Source organism: Clostridium pasteurianum, from assembly GCF_001705235.1.
GTDB lineage: Bacteria > Bacillota > Clostridia > Clostridiales > Clostridiaceae > Clostridium_S > Clostridium_S pasteurianum_A.
In genome coordinates this window covers 3,219,080-3,237,479 of sequence record NZ_MCGV01000001.1, presented here as the reverse complement: position 1 = coordinate 3,237,479, position 18,400 = coordinate 3,219,080, and the positions used below count along the sequence as shown (strand labels likewise).

Here is an 18,400-nt window from a genome sequence, read left to right as displayed (position 1 = left end):
CAGACAAATTAAATATCTAAGTATTTTGAGATTTTCTTACCAAGATTTATTAGAGTTTTTTTTAACAGTTCTTAAAATACTGTTACTTCTCGTAGCGGCAAAAACAAGGAGGATAATGGGTCCTTGACCCAAGCCCCGGTTATGATAAGATTTATAGAATTTTTTTAATGTTCCAAATCACTGTTACTTGCCTTTATTTAACTGCATTTTCGGCTTTTTTGTTTACTACGCCTTCTGCTTCTCTATGAAGTACTGGTGAAAGACTTTTATAAACTGCCATTGTTAATACTGAAACCAAAACTCCTTTAAGTATATTAAACGGTAAAATTGAGTATACAACGAAACTATTTAAGTTATTTATTGAAGAATTTAATGCATGACCCATTTTTACAATTTCCTTTATAGGGAAGTGAAGAAGTGTTTCATATAAAGGCAAAAATACAAAGTAATTTAGGGAACTTTCAAGTACTGACATCAATATAATTCCAGATAAAAGAGAAACCACTGCATTTTTCTTTGTTTTTTTATGCTTGTACATAGCTCCCGAAACAAAAACAAAAATTGCTCCACCAAGAAAATTTGATAATTCTCCAATGCCTGCTGTTTGAGTCCTTAAAAGATGTAAAATATTTTTTATAAGTTCTATTATAACTCCTGCTACAGGTCCTAGTGCAAATGCTCCTAAAAGTGCTGGTAAATCACTTATGTCCATTTTTAAAAATGATGGAAATACGGGAATTGAAACTTCAACAAACATTAGTATAAATGCTATTACTCCTAAAAGTGAGATTTTGATTAAGTTACTGATTTTTGAATTTTTCATTTTATACCCTCCTATTAATCTTCAAGAGCATTAAAATTAAAAAGCCCTGACACAAACACGCGTCAGGGCATACACATCAAAGTAATGCTTCTATCTTCTTTCATCCAGACTTTACTGTCGGCCCCGGAATCTAACCGGATCATGCCTAAAAAGGCTCGCGGGCTTTACCGCCGGTAGGGAATTACACCCTGCCCTGAAGATCACAATTTATTTTTCTATATTATACAACATAATCTTTATAAATACAAGCTCTTAATTTCTACTTCTTCATTGTTAATGAAATTCTATTTCTCTTTTCATCAACCTCAAGAACTCTAACATCAACTATGTCTCCTACTTTAACTATATCAAGTGGATGCCTTACAAATCTATCTGAAAGCTGACTTATATGAACAAGACCATCCTGATGCACTCCTATATCCACAAAGGCTCCAAAATCAGCAACATTTCTGACTGTACCTTTTAAAGTCATGCCAGGCTTAAGCTGCTTTATATCCATAATACCTGTCTTTAATATTGGCTTTGGCATTTCTTCTCTAGGATCTCTACCAGGTTTCTTTATAGCACTTATTATATCTGTAAGAGTTGGCACTCCAATATCAAGGCTCTCTGCTATCTTCTCAATTCCCAAAAGTTTTACCATGGAATCTATATTTTGCAGTTTCCCCTGCTTTACGTCTTCTTCTTCATATCCTAGCTTCTTTAAAAATTCCTTTGCTTTTTCATAAGATTCAGGGTGAACTGAGGTATTATCAAGTACTTCATCTCCATCCATTATTCTCAAAAATCCTGCACACTGCTCAAAAGCTTTTGGTCCAAGCCTTTTTACCTTTAAAAGCTCTTTTCTATTTTTAAAAGCTCCATTTTCTTCTCTATAATCCACTATGTTTTTTGCAATATTTGCATTTATTCCAGATACATATGCTAAAAGAGACGGAGTTGCTATATTTAAATCTACACCAACATTATTAACACAGTCCTCAACTATACCTTTAAGTGATTCATCAAGTTTTTTAGGTGCAACATCATGCTGATACTGACCTACCCCTATAGATTTAGGATCAATTTTTACAAGTTCACTTAAAGGATCTTGAAGTCTTCTACCTATAGAAATAGCACCTCTTAAAGAAACATTTATATCTGGATATTCCTTCGCTGCAAGCTCTGAAGCAGAGTAAACAGACGCTCCTGCCTCTGAAACTATTACATAATAAACATCAATGCCTTTTTCCTCTTTTACCTCTTTTAAAAGCCTTGCTACAACCTCTTCAGATTCTCTGCTTGCCGTTCCGTTACCAAGTGATATAACTCCTACATTATACTTGTATATCAATTCCTTTAATGTCTTTATTGAACCTTCTATATCGTTTTGAGGCGCTGTTGCATAAATTGTAGCAGTATCAAGAAGCTTACCAGTTTCATCTAGAACTGCAATCTTACATCCTGTTCTAAATCCAGGATCATATCCAAGTACAGCATTTCCCTTTATAGGTGGCTGCATCAAAAGAGCCTTTAAATTAGCTTTAAATATTTCAATAGCTGAATTCTCACCTTTTTCGGTAAGCTCTGCTCTTATTTCTCTTTCAATTGATGGATATATTAATCTCTTAAAAGAATCCTTAACACTTTCCTCTACATATTTATCCGTTACTTTATTTCCAACCAAGCAGTTTAAAACAAGGTAATTTATTATCTTTTCCTCATCACAGGTTATCTTTACAGATAATATTTTTTCCTTTTCTCCTCTATTTATAGCAAGTATTCTATGACCTGGTATTTTAGCTACAGCTTCTTTAAAATCATAATACATTTCATACGGAGTAGGTTCTTTGCTGCTTCCTTCAGTTTCTATAATCCCACTCTTGTATGTATATTTTCTTATCCATTTTCTGAACTCTGCGTTATCAGATATTACTTCACTTATAATATCCTCAGCACCTTTAAGTGCATCCTCTACTGATTTAACGCCTTTTTCTTCATTTATAAAGGTTGCAGCAAACTCTTCTATATCCCCTTTAAACTTACCACTTAAAATTTCATCTGCAAGAGGTTTTAGCCCTTTTCCAAGTGCTATAGTTGCTCTCGTCCTCTTCTTTGGCTTATATGGTCTGTATAAATCTTCAACCTCTGTCATTGTTTCTGCTTTTAATATTTTATCTTTTAATTCAGGAGTGAGCTTTTCTTGCTCATCAATTGAATTTATTACCGTTTCTTTTCTATCATCAAGATTTCTTAAATATACAAGATCTTCATGTAAATTTCTTAATGTAACATCATCTAATCCACCTGTTCTTTCCTTTCTATATCTTGCTATAAAAGGAACTGTGGCACCTTCATCAAGCATTTCTATTACATTTTTCACCTGAGTAACTTTTATATTTAATTTCTCAGCTAATCTAGTACTTATATCTTTCATAAATAATTTTACCTCCAAAATGTTACGTCTAACAATTTTCATACTTTAATATTATAAAACAAAAACTTTAAGTATTTCAACTTTTAAGTAATATACTTTTTTTATTGCACATACAAATTATAATAAACAAGTTTATTTGTATAGCGCATAAATTTTAATACGTTATATATGGATTGGAGACTTTATGAAAAAAAAACTTCTGTTTATTCCCCTTATTCTATTTGCACTTTTATTTGGTATAAGCTTTTACAAATACAAGAACATACATAGATTTGATTACAATGCTGTAAAAAAGAATATCTCCCTTCTATCCAGCAGTTATTTTAAGGGAAGAATGGGCGGAACCCTTGAAAATGAGGAAACTGCACGATATATAGAATCACAATTTAAAAGTGAAAATCTAGAAAAATTTAATAGTAATTATTATTACCAGGTGTTTAAAACCTCATATCCTAAAAAAGTAGCTGGTACACCTTACTTAAAAGTAATAAACAGCAGTAATAACAGCTTAGTAAAAGAATATTTGTATGGCAAAGACTTTAAAGAAGACATGCTCAGTTTTAAACAAAACCATGCTATTTTGTATAGAAATTTTAAATTTGCTGTGGCACCATCTTACCTCAAAATCAAATGCAAAGACAACACATATGTTTTTTATGCAACTGAGAATAATGATGTATCTTTCAGAAGCTCCTTTGACGGTGACAATCCTTATTCTATGTTTATAATCACAACTAAGCAAACACTAAATGAGCTGAAAAATTATCTCATTAACGGCTATATTGTGGATTGCTTTATACCTTATACAAACGATTCGACTAATCTAAAAAACATTGTAGGATATATAAAAGGTAAAAGTTCTAAAAATCCTATAGTAATATCAGCCCATTTTGATCATATGGGAACTGATTTAAATGGTACTGTATATGGAGGTGCTCTCGACAATGCTTCTGGTACAAGTTTTGTAATTGAAATGAGTAAATTTTTAAAATCCCTTGGAACACCTGACAGAGATATAATATTTGCTGCTTTTAATGGCGAAGAATTTGGACTTAAAGGTTCATCAGCTTTCGTCGATAAATACTTACCAAAATTAAAAGATGCAGATGTATTCAATTTTGACATGGTTGGATCACCAAAGTCTGCTCCCTTATGCCTTATGGGCTCAAAAAAAGATTCTTCCAAAACACCTTTAATAGAAGATACGGCAGCTATATGTAAAAAAGATCACATATATTTTAATTACTTATTTGAAGACGCCAGTGATCATTCTCCATTTAGGAAAGATAAAGTATCTGCTATTACCTTCTGTGATAATGATACTTCAAGAATACACACTCCATCTGACACTTATAAATATATCTCTGCAGACTCTATAAATAGGTGTTTTGATGTATCTTCAAAAGAAATAATGCGAAAAGCTTATGGCTTAAACCCACTTGTACTATATAATAGGCAAATAATGATATTTTCCCTATGCGGATTTATTGCATCGTTTATGATAATTATAGTAGTAAATTTGAAAAATAAAGCAAATTAACATTGATTCGTAACGTAAAAAAAAATTCTATAAATCTAAGATAAAAAATCATAAAATTCTAAGAGTTTTCAATAACTCACTAACGTTCAAACAAATTTAAAACTCTAAGTATTTTATGATTTTTTATCCAAGATTTATTAGAGTTTTTTTTAATCGTTACTTCATCAATGTTAATTTGCTTTTGGAGTAAAACAAGGAAAAAATTCCTCCGTACCTACGAAATTTTGGGAGTAAATGGGGTAATGTATTAATCATCATTAATATGTTGTGAATAAGATTATGCACAAACTTAAGTTTTAACTCATTATCCTTCTTAAACATATAAAAGCACTCTTATCCTATGCGAGTTATTAATCGTAAACATTAAGATAGCCTATATTTTATACAGAAGGATAATGGGTCTATGATCCAAACCCCAATTATGATAAGACTTATGAGCTTTATTTAATGTTCTAAAATTCTATTACTTCACCCTTCATTTCTAAGAGTTTCAGCTGCTACTTCGGGTTCTACTGTGTTTATCATAATACCTGTGCCAAGTTCAAATCCGCCTAATGGATTTAATCTTGGTATTATATCAATATAAAAATGATAAAATACATTGTCATCTTTTATAAAATGAAAACATAAGTTATAGCTGCAATTTTTCTTAACATTATTCAACTTTTTTAAACTAACTAAAATTACATTACCTAAATCCATCATTTCATCATCATCAAACTCAAAATTACTTTGATGATGATTTTTTATTATAGTCATTTTATACTGGTATAAAGATTCATTTGGACAAAATGCTGTAAAATACTTACCCTCATAAACAATTCTCTTTCGATTTTTGAGCTCACTTTTTAAGATATTACAGTAAATACACGTTTTATTAGTTTTATAAAAATCCTCCGCTCTTTGGATTTCATCTGCAATATCTTTTGGAACTAAATTAATACCAACAACTTGAGAATGTGGATGTTTAATCGAAGCTCCTGCATCTTTTCCACAATTTTTAAATATTTGAACGTATTTTATATCTTTATCCACATACAACTTGTGTACAACATGTTTATAGGCTTTTATAATTTCTTTCATTTTTTCTTTTGTAAATTCATGCATATTAACATCATGCTCTTCACCTTCTATTACCACATAATGTTCTCCAAAAATTCCTTCATTATCTTGATTTTTTTCTTTTACTATGGGATATTTATTCTTTGAAATTCTTATATTATAAGGTGCTTTTGAATCATAAATAATTACAGGGGTCCTGTGCTCATTTCCAGGGCAGAATGGACATTCATAAACTTCCTTTTTCTCCATAGTTAGTTCATTTGGTCGTTCTCCCCTCTTTTTATTTACAATGACCACTGCGTTTTTTATGAGATTTTTTCTTATACCCAAAATAACGCATCTCCTCTACATTGTACTTTTCTAAAATGACTTTCATAAAATTTTAAAAGAGTAGCCCATTAACATTAGGTTACAGGCTGCTCTCCTTTTTAAGATATCCAATTATAAAATCGTCAATTTCACCATCCATAACAGCATTTACATTTGAAGTTTCTACTGCCGTTCTATGATCTTTAACCATTGTATAGGGTTGAAATACGTAAGACCTTATTTGATTTCCCCATCCCATATCTTTTAGCTCACCTGCTAAATCTTCAATTTTTTCCTTATGCATTCTTTCTTTTAATTCAACAAGTTTTGACTTTAACATATTCATAGCAGTTTCTTTATTTGAATGCTGACTTCTTTCATTTTGACATTGGACTACTATACCTGTTGCTAAATGGGTTATTCTAACTGCAGATTCAGTCTTATTTACATGCTGACCACCTGCTCCACTTGAACGATAAGTATCTACTCTAATTTGTTCTGGCCTTATTTCAATATCTTGACTCTTAGTTAACTGTGGAAGCACTTCAACTGATGCAAATGATGTCTGCCTTTTTCCATTAGCGTTGAAAGGAGATATTCTGACAAGCCTGTGTATTCCCTTTTCTGCCTTTAAATAGCCATATGCAAATTCTCCATCTACATTTAGTGTAACACTCTTTATACCAGCTTCATCACCTGGAAGCATGTCAACTATAGTAACCTTAAAGCCTTTTGATTCTGCCCATCTAGTGTACATCCTCAAAAGCATTTGTGTCCAATCCTGTGCATCATTTCCGCCAACACCTGTATGGAGAGTTAAAATAGCATTATTTCTATCATATTCTCCTGAAAGAAGTATTTCTATTCTAAATTTTTCTATCTCATTATTTAAATCCTTAACCTCATTTAACAGTTCATCTGCTTCTTCTTCATTTTCTTCTTCCCTGCACATTTCTATAAGTACTTTACTATCTTCAAGTCTTCCCTCAATAGATTTAAATCTATCGGCTCTGCTCTTAAGAAATTTAACTTCCATACTTATTTCCTGTGCTCTTTTTATATCATTCCAAAAATCAGGTTCTTCCATATCCCTTTCGAGTTCATCTATTCTACTTCTACTTTTATCAAGGTCAAAGAGAAGCCCTCATTTCTTTTGTACTATTTTCTATTTCTTTTACTAAAGCAGCTGCTTCTTCAACTTTTATTAGCACTAAAATCACCCTTTCATTTCAAACAATTTATATATAAAACTATACCTGCACCAAAATCTTTTATCAAGATTTTAGAACAGGTATAAATTAATTTCATTAAAACTTACGCTCTTCTTCCACAACAGTCTTTATATTTCTTACCTGACCCACAAGGACATGGATCATTTCTTCCTATCTTTTTAGTTTTTCTTCTTACTGGTTGTTTCTTAGTATCTGCTCCATCATCTGAACCTTGGTAACTTACTTGTTCAACATTTACTACTCTTTCTCTCTCAGGAGCTTTTTCAACCTGAACATGGTACAAGTATTTAACAGTTTCAACCTTTATAGCTTCTACCATTTCCTCGAACATTTCGCTACCTTCCATTTGATATGCCTGTGTAGGATCCTGCTGTTTGTATGCTCTAAGTCCTATACCCTGTTTTAAATGTTCCATACTATCAATATGATCCATCCACTTTGTATCAACAACTCTTAAAAGTATTACCCTTTCAAGCTCTCTCATTTGTTCGCTGCCAAATTGTTCTTCTTTTTTATCATACATGTCTTTAGCTATAGAATAAAGTTTATCCTTCATTTCCTCATCAGACATAGATGCAAGTTCCTCAACTGTAACTGCACCCTTTGGAAGATATATATCTTGAAGATAATCTAAAATTTTTGTAATATCACCTTCAAGTTCTTCATCAATACCACTGATATGTGAAGCTACAGCATTATTAATCAAATCTTTAGCCATTAAATCTATCTGATCTCTTAAGTTTTCACCCTCAAGAACTTCACTTCTCTGTTTATAGATAATCTCTCTTTGCTTATTCATTACATCATCATACTGGATAAGAGTTTTTCTTATATCAAAGTTGTTACCTTCAACTTTCTTTTGCGCATTTTCTATAGCTGAACTTACCATTTTACTTTCTATTGCATCGTCATCACTTAAACCAAGCTTTTCTACCATGCCCTTTAGTTTATCAGATCCAAATATTCTCATAAGATCATCTTCTAATGATACATAAAATCTTGAATATCCTGGATCTCCCTGACGACCAGAACGACCTCTAAGCTGATTATCAATACGCCTTGATTCATGTCTCTGAGTACCTATTATCTTAAGTCCTCCGAGTTCTACTACTCCTTCTCCAAGTTTTATATCAGTACCACGGCCCGCCATATTAGTTGCTATAGTTACCATGCCTTTTTCGCCTGCATGTGATATTATCTCGGCTTCCTGCTCATGATACTTTGCATTTAAAACTTGATGCTTTACTCCCTTTTTCTTTAGTAAAGAAGAAACTAGTTCTGACTTTTCTATACTTACAGTACCAACAAGTACTGGCTGACCTTTTTTATGTGTCTCAACTATATCTTCAACTACGGCCTTAAATTTTCCCATTTCAGTTTTATATACAATATCTGGTGCATCAACTCTTGCTATTGGTTTATGAGTTGGAATTACAACTACATCGAGTCCATATATCTCTCTAAATTCTAACTCCTCTGTAAGTGCGGTACCAGTCATACCTGAAAGTTTATTATACATTCTAAAATAGTTCTGGAATGTTATTGTAGCAAGTGTCTTTGATTCTTTTTGAACCTTAACACCTTCCTTTGCTTCTATTGCCTGGTGAAGACCATCACTGTATCTTCTACCTTCCATAAGTCTTCCAGTGAATTCATCTACGATTATTACTTCATCGCCTTTTACCATATAATCTTTATCACGCTTCATCAAATAATTTGCTCTTAATGCTTGAGAAGTATGATGCTGAATTTCCATGTTCTCTGGATCAGCATAGTTATCAACGTGGAAATATTTTTCTGCCTTTGCAACTCCGTCATCTGTCAATATAGCAGAATTTGTCTTCTCATCTAAAGTAAAGTCTTTTTCCTCTTTAAGCATTTTAGCAAAGTTATCTGCCACTTTATAAAACTCAGTAGACTTCTCACCTTCACCTGATATTATAAGAGGTGTTCTAGCTTCATCAATTAAAATTGAGTCAACCTCATCGACTATACAGAAGTTAAAAGGTCTTTGAACTCTCTCTTCTTTATATATAACCATGTTATCTCTTAAATAATCAAATCCAAATTCATTATTTGTACCATAAGTTATATCAGCAGCATAAGCTTCCTTCCTTTGCTGTTGGTCAAGATCATGAACAATTACTCCTGTGGTTAATCCAAGGAAATTATATAATTTACCCATCCATTCCATATCTCTTTGTGCAAGGTAATCATTTACTGTAACTACATGAACACCTTTTCCTGAAATGGCATTTAAATATGAAGGAAGAGTTGCCACCAAAGTTTTTCCTTCACCGGTTTTCATTTCTGAAATTCTACCCTGATGAAGTACAATACCACCTATAATTTGTTCTCTAAAAGGCTTCATTCCAAGCACTCTTGATGAAGCTTCTCTAGCTACAGCAAAAGCCTCTACAAGCAAATCATCAAGTGTTTCTCCGTTCTCATATCTTTGCTTAAATTCAGCAGTTTTGGCTTTTAAGTCATCATCACTTAAAGCTTGCATAGACTCATCCAGTGCATCTACTTTATTAACGATTGGGATGATTCTTTTAACTTCCCTATCGCTGTATGTACCAAATATCTTTTCTAACAGTCCCATAACAATTCATCCTCACTATAAATTTTATAAAATTACGTAAAATGCCCTTTTTAATATTAGCATCATTTTTTACATTTATTTAAATAAATCAATATCTAATAGATTATATCATTTATTTGGTAATCATTCAACTTTATATAAGATTAAAACATTAATTTCTACAAAAAATTAACATTTGCAAAATAAAAGAGTAAGGAAAATTCCTTACTCTTTTTTAAAATTCTGGTTCAATTAATCCATAATTTCCGTCTTTTCGTTTATATACTACATTTACTTCATTAGAATTTGCATTTTCAAATACGAAAAAATTATGTGCTAAGAGTTCCATTTCAAGTACAGCTTCTTCTTCTGACATTGGCTTTATAGCAAATTTCTTAGTTTTTACTATTTTAGCCTCATCATTTTCTTTGTTGTGATAATCTGGTATGTTCTGGAATCTTAATGAATCCGAATATTTTCTTCTTTCTAGCTTTGTTTTTTGTTTTCTAACTTGTCTTTCAAGTTTATCACTAACAATATCTATTGAAGCATACATATCATTGTTGGACTCTTCTCCTCTTAAAATGACACCATTAAATGGTATTGTCACTTCTACAATTTGTCTATTCTTTTCTACATTTAATGTTACATGTGCTTCTACTTCAGGTTTAAAGTATCTTTCAAGTTTTGATAGCTTCTTCTCGACTGCTTCCTTAAGTCCTTGAGTAACCTCAATATTTCTTCCACTAACTACTATTTTCATAATTCCAGCCCCTCTCTAAACCCAATATGGATATATAATTAATTATTTAATTACATATCATATTTATATTACTTTTATGACTACATTTTAACTTTTTTAAATTTACAAAACAAGTAGAATAAAACAATTAAACTATATATTAAATTGATTTATATCGCTATTACTTGAAATTACTTCTAGTTTTAAACCTTTTCTGTTAGAATTGCTTTTATTTTCAGTTTATTCTGCTATATTTTTGTTTATTTCTAGTATGTGCAATTTTATTATATCTTATAATTAAAATTTTTCACAAAATTAAGTAAGACTATTGCACTAAATATAACTATTGCGAATTAACATTGATTTGTAACATTAAAAAATTATATAAATCTCATCATAACTGAGCTTGGGTCATATTGGGTTACCGATAATATTTAATATATTATTATAAATACAAAGATATATTATCTTTGGTAAAGAAGGATAATAGGCAAAGTCCAAACCTCGTATATGGTATATTTTATGATTTTTTAATCAAGATTTATTAGAATTTTTTTAAATAGTTACTTCATCAATGTTAATTTGCTTTTGTGGTAAAACAAGGTAAAAATTCCTCCGTAAATACAAAATTTGAGAAATCAAATTATTTGATCTTTAAATAGTTTAATATATTATTTTTCGTAGAGAAACGGAGAAAAATTCACCTTGCTTTTATTTTTAGAGAAGTAATAGTATTTTGGGAACGGTTTAAATAAAATTCAATAAGTCTTGTTACAAATTATAAAAAGACTTAGAAATTTTAATTTGTTTGAGCATTTTTTCAGCGAGTTATTAAAATGTCTTAGTATTTTTATAATTCGTAACTTAGACTTATGAATTTTATTTAATGTTTCAAAATACTATTACTTCTCTACATTCTTAGTAGCAATAATATTAACGCCAGTTCCAAGTACATTTTTAATTATAACATCGCCAATTTTAATAGGCGTATTTACACTAACTTTATTAATTTCATCCATGCATTTCATAGTAAGACCTTTTGGTATTGCATTTTGAGTCTTTACTGGAACTACTGCTGCACTCTCACCATTTACTTTTACAGTTGAAGTTATTATTCTTACTGGATTTGTTACTTCATTAACTCCATACTCCGCTCCCCTAGGGCAATTATTTCCACTTACAATTAAATTTTTATCATCAACTTTTAAATGACATCCCCTAGGACAACATATGCATATTAACTCCCTTTCCATACTACTCACCATCCTCTAATGATATTGTTACATCATCTTTTATTTTATCAAGCAGCACTTTACTCAAAACTATTTTCTCCATTTCTGATGGTGCTAAATTAGCTCTCTTAAATTTGGCTATAATTGTATCACCGCTTCTAACTACTAATACTTTATTATGATATATATTGTTTACTCTCATAAATATAGTTAGCTTATCTTGAACATCATCCGTATTAAGCTTCTGAGGCACTGTGTAATTCACATTTTTACCATTCACTACATTTACATATTTATCTTTTTTAAGTTCATGCTTAATATAACGTGCAGCTGAAGCACCTGTGCGTTTTGATTCTTCTGTTACAAAATCAACTAAATCATGAACATGTACCACATTACCACAAGCAAATATTCCATCCACAGATGTTTCCATACTTTCTGTAACTCTTAAGCCATTTGTCCTTCTGTCGAGTTCTATTCCAGCATTAGATGATAATTCATTTTCAGGAATTAATCCAACTGATAATAATAATGTATCTACCTTAAACTCTTTTTCAGTTCCTTTAATAGGTCTTTTATTTTCATCAACTTTAGCTATTATTACTTTTTCAACTCTTTCTTTACCAATAATATCTACTACCGTATGTGATAAATATAGCGGTATATCGTAATCATTTAAGCACTGCACTATATTTCTATTTAATCCGTTAGAATATGGACACAATTCAACAACTGCTTTAACTTTTGCACCTTCAAGTGTCATTCTTCTTGCCATTATAAGTCCTATATCGCCTGATCCTAATATAAGAACCTCTTTACCTGGCATATACCCTTCTACATTAATGTATCTCTGTGCTGAACCAGCAGTAAATACTCCTGAAGGTCTATCTCCTGGTATATTAATTGCACCTCTAGTTCTCTCCCTACAGCCCATTGAAAGAATTATGGCTTCAGCTTGAAGTTCCATATATCCTTCTTCTGAATTTATTGCATAAACCCTTTTGTCTTTTGTTATTTCTAATACCATAGTATTAAGCTTAACTTCTATACCTGTATCTTTAACCATTTCAATAAATCTATTTGCATACTCAGGTCCTGTAAGCTCCTCTTTAAAGGTATGAAGACCAAAACCATTATGAATACACTGATTTAGTATTCCACCTAATTCTTTATCTCTTTCCAAAATCAAAATATTTTTTATTCCATTATTATATGCTTCATAAGCAGCTGCAAGTCCTGCTGGTCCCCCTCCAACTACTATCAATTGATAATTCATAACTATCCACCGCCTTCTACTTAGTTTTTCCCACTAAAATGTAAGAACCATCTTTTTCTAAATCAACATTTTCTAGTGGAATATTATATTCTCTTGCAATTATTTCCTGAACTCTTGGTCCACAGAATCCACCCTGACATCTTCCCATTCCTGGTCTGCATCTTCTTTTAATACCATCTATTGAAAGTACTCCAAAGCTTCTCCTTATTGCATCTACAATTTCACCCTCCGTTATACTTTCACATCTGCATATTATTCTGCCATACTTAGGATTTTTCTTTATCAATTTTGATTTTTCCTTAGGAGACAAATCTTTAAAATAAATCTGTTCTCTTTTAGCTTCAAAATTTTCTTTTTTATCCAGCTTACATCCTGCCTTTTCTAATATATTTACCACATCTAAAGCAATAGCTGGTGCCGAAGATAACCCTGGCGATTTCATTCCTGCTGCATCAATAAAGCCTTTAACCTCATTATTTTCCTCTACTATAAAATCATCTGTATCAGGATTTGCTCTAAGTCCAGCAAAATTTCTTATAGATTCTCTAAAATTAACCTTTTCAGTTGAAAGTTTAGAAGCCTCTCTTATAGCTGCTAGTCCCTCTGCTTCAGTTCCCATATCTTCCTTATCATCTATATCCCTAGCATCAGGGCCAATTAATAGATTTCCATGAACAGTTGGTGTTACTAAAACTCCTTTTCCTAACTTTGATGGACATTGAAATATTGTATGACTTACTACACTTCCCTGGCTTTTGTCCATTACAAAATATTCACCGCTTCTTGGAGTTATCTTAAAGCTTTCACTGCAAATTAAATTATGAATCTTATCCGCATAAAGTCCTGCCGCATTTATTATAAATTTTGCTTCTATAATTTCTCCATCTTTAGCTGTAATTTTAAAAGTGTCATTTTTTTCTATTGAAACTACTTCTTTTTTTAATTTAATTTCTCCACCATTTTGAGCAGCATTCTCCGCTAGTGCAATTGTGTATTCAAAAGGTCCTACTATTCCCCCAGTAGGTGCATATAATGCTCCCTGTACTTTTTCGCTGAGATTTGGTTCCATTTTAAGTACTTCATCCTTAGTTAAAACTTTTAAATTCTTTACACCTATTTTTGTCCCATTTTCATATAAATGCTTTATTGTCTTAATATCCTCTTCATTAAAAGCTAAAACTAATGATCCATTTCTCTTAAATGGTACACTCAATTCTTTGCATAAACCTTCAAACATTTCGTTACCTTTTACATTATATTTTGCCATTAATGTTCCTTCTTCAGGATCATAACCCGCGTGAACTATTGCCGAATTTGCCTTACTAGTCCCCATTGAAACATCTTTCTCTTTTTCTAAAATAACCACTTTTAATTTATACTTAGTTAGTTCTCTAAATATAGAGCAACCTATAACACCTGCCCCAATTATCGCAACATCGTACATATTACACCCTCCTTATTATGCTAAATAAAAAAAGCCAGACCAAAAACAAGTGAAAACTTCACTCATTTTTTTGCCTGACTCTAAATTCTCTAAGCAATTTATATTAACTTGTAATTACATTATATACTTTAATAACTTATTTGTATAGTATTTATTCTTCTTCCCAATTCTGAACTCTCTTAACTGCCTTTTTCCATCCTCTATACAATTTTTCTTTCTTATCCTCATCTAGATTTGGAGTATACACCTGACTCACAGCCCATTTTTCCGCAATTTCTTCTTTTGACTTCCAGAAACCTACAGCAAGTCCTGCAAGGTACGCTGCACCAAGTGCTGTTGTTTCAGTTATTATAGGTCTTACAACCTCTGCTCCCGTTATATCCGCCTGAAATTGAAGTAATAAATTATTAGTACTTGCCCCACCATCAACTTTAATTCTTGTAAGTTTACAGCCCGAATCCTCCTGCATAGCATCTATAAGATCTCTTGACTGATATGCAATAGACTCTAGAGCAGCTCTAATTATATGGTTTCTGTTAGCACCTCTTGTCAAACCAAGAATAGCACCCCTAGCATACATATCCCAATAAGGTGCACCAAGTCCAGTAAATGCCGGAACAACATACACGCCACCGTTATCTTCTACTTTTTTAGCAAAATATTCTGTATCCGCAGCATCATTAACTAATTTAAGTTCATCCCTAATCCATTGAATTACAGCTCCACCTACAAATACTGATCCTTCGAGAGCATACTGTACCTTACCATTTAATCCAATTGCAATAGTAGTTACTAACCCATTTTTACTTTGAATCATTTTTTCCCCTGTATTCATAAGTAAGAAGCATCCTGTTCCGTAAGTATTTTTAACACTGCCTGCCTCAAAGCAAGTTTGGCCAAATAAAGCACACTGCTGGTCACCAGCCACACCTGCTATTGGCACTCTAATACCACCTGTACCTCCAAGATTAGTATATCCGTATATTTCAGATGAATTTTTAACCTCCGGAAGCATTGATTCAGGAATATTAAGCTTCTTTAAAATTTTCTCATCCCATTTTAATTCTTTTATATTATAAAGCATTGTTCTAGATGCATTTGTGTAGTCGGTTACATGTGCTCTACCATTTGTAAGTTTCCACACAAGCCAGGTATCAACTGTACCAAAAAGTAGCTCTCCATTTTCTGCTTTCTGCCTTACACCTTCTACATTATCTAATATCCATTTTATTTTAGTAGCCGAAAAATATGCATCTAATAATAAGCCTGTATTCTCTTTTACATAACTGGCAAATTCCTCATCATGCTTAAGTTCGTCAACTATAGCTGCTGTTCTTCTGCACTGCCATACAATAGCATTGTATATAGGCTCTCCAGTATTCTTATCCCATACAATTGTTGTTTCACGTTGATTTGTAATTCCTATTGCAGCTACATCTTCCTGAGTTATATTTGTTTTTGCCATTACTTCCTGCAAAACACCATATTGACTTGCCCATATTTCTAATGGATCGTGTTCAACCCATCCTTCATTAGGATAAATTTGCGTAAATTCTTTTTGACTAATCCCCAAAATATTTTGTTCATTATCAAATATTATTGCTCTTGAACTTGTAGTACCCTGATCTAATGCAATTATGTATTTTTTCATATAACACACCTTCCATCATCTAAATTCTATAGTTAAACGATTGCCCTAAGTTTACTTTACATACTCCAAATTTCTTTTTTAGTTGTAGATACACATGCTGCTCCTGAACTTAAAGCTTGCATTACTTCTTCTTTAGTCTCAATTAGTCCACCAGCAACCACTGGCTTATTAGAACATTTTGCGATTATTTTAAATACCTTTGGAATTATTCCTGGAAGCACTTCAACTGCATCACATTCGGAAATAATATGATTTTTAACATTATTCAGTGAAAGAGTATCAAATATAAATACTCTCTGAACGCATATCAGATTATACCTTTTAGCGTATTTTAAAACTTGCGACTTCGTACTGATTATTCCCCTAAATTTTGTTTTTTCTTTAATATACCTTAAAACAACTTCTTTATTAGTCATTAATCCCTCAACTAAATCAATATGAATTATTCCTATCTTGTTTTTTGATGCTATAACGTCACTTATTTTCTGAACATTCATTATATCACCAAACAAAACAAATATAATCTTAATCTCAGAATTTAGTGCTAATTCTAATTGCTTTTCATTTTTCACAGCTGCTATAACCGGATTCTCTTCTAATAAATCTTTAATATTCATAACACTCCTACACTTACATTTTATATTTCATCATATAAAATACTTTTTAATAAAAGCTAAATTTACTGCTTAAAAATTTATTCCTATAATATTAATATTATCATTAAAACAGTTTCATATCTACTAGTCTAATCCGAAGTAATAATATCATTATTTTTATTAAACTATATAAATACTATATTCATAAAAAACTTTTCTTACCCCTTCTTTCTAAAGAATTTTAAAATAACGTTTTCATTTTCTCCCAATTGCTTCTATTTCTCCACTTCAAAATTATATATAAATTTTGTTTTTTATTGCACGCTGTTGTCCTTGTATACTAGTATAATTAAATTATATCACTTTATTAGATAAACTCAATACATTCCATAAAAAAATAAAGTAATAGCATTTAACCTCTTAAATACTATTACTTCACAAGAATTAAAAACCTTAAACAGCTTCCTCTTCCTCATTTTCTTCATTAGCCTTTGCTCTTCTACTATTTGCAATAAATGTTATACATGAACTTGCAATTATTAGAACAATTCCTGCAATTGTATTTAATGCTATAGATTCATGTAATATTATTAGTGCAAGAATAGGAGCAAGTGCTGGTTTAATATAAAATACAAGCGATGCTGTAGCCGCAGATGTTTCTTCCATAGCTAAAAAGTAAAATGTATATCCAAGACCAGTTATAAATATACCGATATAAATAAGGTTAGGCAATGTAGCTAGTCTAATTCCTTGAAACACACTTATATTAGCAAAAGTTTTTAAGCCTGCACCTGTAAGGGCGTTTGCTACAAAACTTATTTTTGATATTAAAATAAGTACTAACATTTCAAGACTTCCAAAAAGGAAACAAAAAGAACTTGATACTATTCCGCCATATCTTGCACTTCTCTTTTTACCAACTACACCATACAGTGCAAAAGTTACTGCGGATATTAATGTAAATATAATTCCACTTACACTGCTTGTCATATTAGCAGGATTCATTATTACAATCATTCCTATTATACTTATAATTAAAGAAACAATAGTTGCCTTATATACTTTTTCATCAAGCATAAAATAAGCAAAAGGAATTACAAATATAGGATTACAACTAAAAAGTATAGCAACAATTGAAGCTTTACAATTTAAAACCCCCAATTGAAAAAATGTCATACTTATTACAACACATATAAAGCCTTCAATAAGAAAAAATTTATAATCACTTTTATTTAATTTTAGATTCTTTTTTTTCATAATCTTTAGTGCAAATGGCATTAAAATTAATGCACCAATTAAGAATCTTAAAAATGTAAGTTGAATTGGATTAAATATACTTGCAACAAGTTTTAAAGCAATTTCCATACTTGAAAATAGTATGGTGGACAACAAAATATATAGGTACCCCTTTTTCATGTGTAAAGACACTTCCTTTGTAATATTAGTAATTAATTATCATTTTTAAGGATTTCTCATATAAAGTTACCTACCTT

General features: G+C 31.3%; 13 protein-coding genes and 1 riboswitch. Of the genes, 1 reads left to right on the top strand and 12 read right to left on the bottom strand.

Annotated features, from left to right (window positions below):
• Positions 1–193: 193 nt before the first annotated feature.
• Positions 194–823: an ECF transporter S component gene (locus BEE63_RS14535; RefSeq protein ID WP_066022078.1), complete on the bottom strand. Its 630-nt coding sequence runs from the start codon at positions 821–823 to the stop codon at positions 194–196.
• Positions 824–911: 88 nt separating this feature from the next.
• A riboswitch (FMN riboswitch) is annotated at positions 912–1,028 on the bottom strand.
• A 54-nt stretch (positions 1,029–1,082) separates the two neighbouring features.
• Complete coding sequence (locus BEE63_RS14530; RefSeq protein WP_066022077.1) at positions 1,083–3,239, bottom strand: Tex family protein; 2,157 nt, start codon at positions 3,237–3,239, stop codon at positions 1,083–1,085.
• A 184-nt stretch (positions 3,240–3,423) separates the two neighbouring features.
• Here BEE63_RS14530 and BEE63_RS14525 point away from each other — a divergent pair, with 184 nt between their 5' ends.
• Positions 3,424–4,779 carry a M28 family metallopeptidase gene (locus BEE63_RS14525; protein WP_066022076.1) on the top strand — a complete coding sequence of 452 codons (1,356 nt, stop codon included), beginning with the start codon at positions 3,424–3,426 and terminating at the stop codon, positions 4,777–4,779.
• A gap of 468 nt (positions 4,780–5,247) precedes the next feature.
• Here the strand turns inward: BEE63_RS14525 and BEE63_RS14520 are convergent, their stop codons facing one another.
• The 10 genes from BEE63_RS14520 to BEE63_RS14475 form a co-directional block, all read right to left on the bottom strand.
• On the bottom strand, positions 5,248–6,171 hold the full coding sequence (locus BEE63_RS14520) for a galactose-1-phosphate uridylyltransferase (RefSeq protein WP_066022075.1): 924 nt from the start codon (positions 6,169–6,171) through the stop codon (positions 5,248–5,250).
• 79 nt (positions 6,172–6,250) lie between these two features.
• Positions 6,251–7,361 (bottom strand): peptide chain release factor 2 gene (gene prfB / locus BEE63_RS14515; RefSeq protein ID WP_198507940.1). Its coding sequence is split into 2 segments (ribosomal slippage): positions 6,251–7,282 and positions 7,284–7,361, totalling 1,110 coding nucleotides; the frame shifts between segments, so codons are not numbered across the junction.
• Between the two features lie 103 nt (positions 7,362–7,464).
• Positions 7,465–9,987 carry a preprotein translocase subunit SecA gene (secA, locus tag BEE63_RS14510; RefSeq protein ID WP_066022073.1) on the bottom strand — a complete coding sequence of 841 codons (2,523 nt, stop codon included), beginning with the start codon at positions 9,985–9,987 and terminating at the stop codon, positions 7,465–7,467.
• Between the two features lie 214 nt (positions 9,988–10,201).
• A complete protein-coding gene (gene hpf / locus BEE63_RS14505; protein WP_066022072.1) occupies positions 10,202–10,729 on the bottom strand; it encodes a ribosome hibernation-promoting factor, HPF/YfiA family in 528 nt (175 codons plus the stop codon).
• 881 nt (positions 10,730–11,610) lie between these two features.
• Positions 11,611–11,961, bottom strand: coding sequence for a DUF1667 domain-containing protein (locus BEE63_RS14500; RefSeq protein ID WP_066022071.1), 351 nt, complete (start codon positions 11,959–11,961; stop codon positions 11,611–11,613).
• 1 nt (position 11,962) lies between these two features.
• Positions 11,963–13,216 carry an NAD(P)/FAD-dependent oxidoreductase gene (locus tag BEE63_RS14495; RefSeq protein ID WP_066022070.1) on the bottom strand — a complete coding sequence of 418 codons (1,254 nt, stop codon included), beginning with the start codon at positions 13,214–13,216 and terminating at the stop codon, positions 11,963–11,965.
• A 16-nt stretch (positions 13,217–13,232) separates the two neighbouring features.
• On the bottom strand, positions 13,233–14,660 hold the full coding sequence (locus BEE63_RS14490) for an NAD(P)/FAD-dependent oxidoreductase (protein WP_066022069.1): 1,428 nt from the start codon (positions 14,658–14,660) through the stop codon (positions 13,233–13,235).
• A 151-nt stretch (positions 14,661–14,811) separates the two neighbouring features.
• Complete coding sequence (gene glpK, locus BEE63_RS14485; protein ID WP_066022068.1) at positions 14,812–16,311, bottom strand: glycerol kinase GlpK; 1,500 nt, start codon at positions 16,309–16,311, stop codon at positions 14,812–14,814.
• 56 nt (positions 16,312–16,367) lie between these two features.
• Positions 16,368–16,928, bottom strand: coding sequence for a glycerol-3-phosphate responsive antiterminator (locus BEE63_RS14480; protein WP_066022067.1), 561 nt, complete (start codon positions 16,926–16,928; stop codon positions 16,368–16,370).
• 432 nt (positions 16,929–17,360) lie between these two features.
• Positions 17,361–18,323, bottom strand: coding sequence for a DMT family transporter (locus BEE63_RS14475; protein WP_066022066.1), 963 nt, complete (start codon positions 18,321–18,323; stop codon positions 17,361–17,363).
• Positions 18,324–18,400: the final 77 nt, after the last annotated feature.

What these genes read in the sequence shown, in the direction of transcription:
- hpf (WP_066022072.1), bottom strand. Translation starts at nt 10,729, where the DNA reads ATGAAAATAGTAGTTAGTGGAAGAAATATTGAGGTTACTCAAGGACTT.
- BEE63_RS14530 (WP_066022077.1), bottom strand. Translation starts at nt 3,239, where the DNA reads ATGAAAGATATAAGTACTAGATTAGCTGAGAAATTAAATATAAAAGTT.
- BEE63_RS14535 (WP_066022078.1), bottom strand. Translation starts at nt 823, where the DNA reads ATGAAAAATTCAAAAATCAGTAACTTAATCAAAATCTCACTTTTAGGA.
- BEE63_RS14475 (WP_066022066.1), bottom strand. Translation starts at nt 18,323, where the DNA reads ATGAAAAAGGGGTACCTATATATTTTGTTGTCCACCATACTATTTTCA.
- BEE63_RS14525 (WP_066022076.1), top strand. Translation starts at nt 3,424, where the DNA reads ATGAAAAAAAAACTTCTGTTTATTCCCCTTATTCTATTTGCACTTTTA.
- BEE63_RS14480 (WP_066022067.1), bottom strand. Translation starts at nt 16,928, where the DNA reads ATGAATATTAAAGATTTATTAGAAGAGAATCCGGTTATAGCAGCTGTG.
- BEE63_RS14500 (WP_066022071.1), bottom strand. Translation starts at nt 11,961, where the DNA reads ATGGAAAGGGAGTTAATATGCATATGTTGTCCTAGGGGATGTCATTTA.
- BEE63_RS14495 (WP_066022070.1), bottom strand. Translation starts at nt 13,216, where the DNA reads ATGAATTATCAATTGATAGTAGTTGGAGGGGGACCAGCAGGACTTGCA.
- glpK (WP_066022068.1), bottom strand. Translation starts at nt 16,311, where the DNA reads ATGAAAAAATACATAATTGCATTAGATCAGGGTACTACAAGTTCAAGA.
- BEE63_RS14490 (WP_066022069.1), bottom strand. Translation starts at nt 14,660, where the DNA reads ATGTACGATGTTGCGATAATTGGGGCAGGTGTTATAGGTTGCTCTATA.
- secA (WP_066022073.1), bottom strand. Translation starts at nt 9,987, where the DNA reads ATGGGACTGTTAGAAAAGATATTTGGTACATACAGCGATAGGGAAGTT.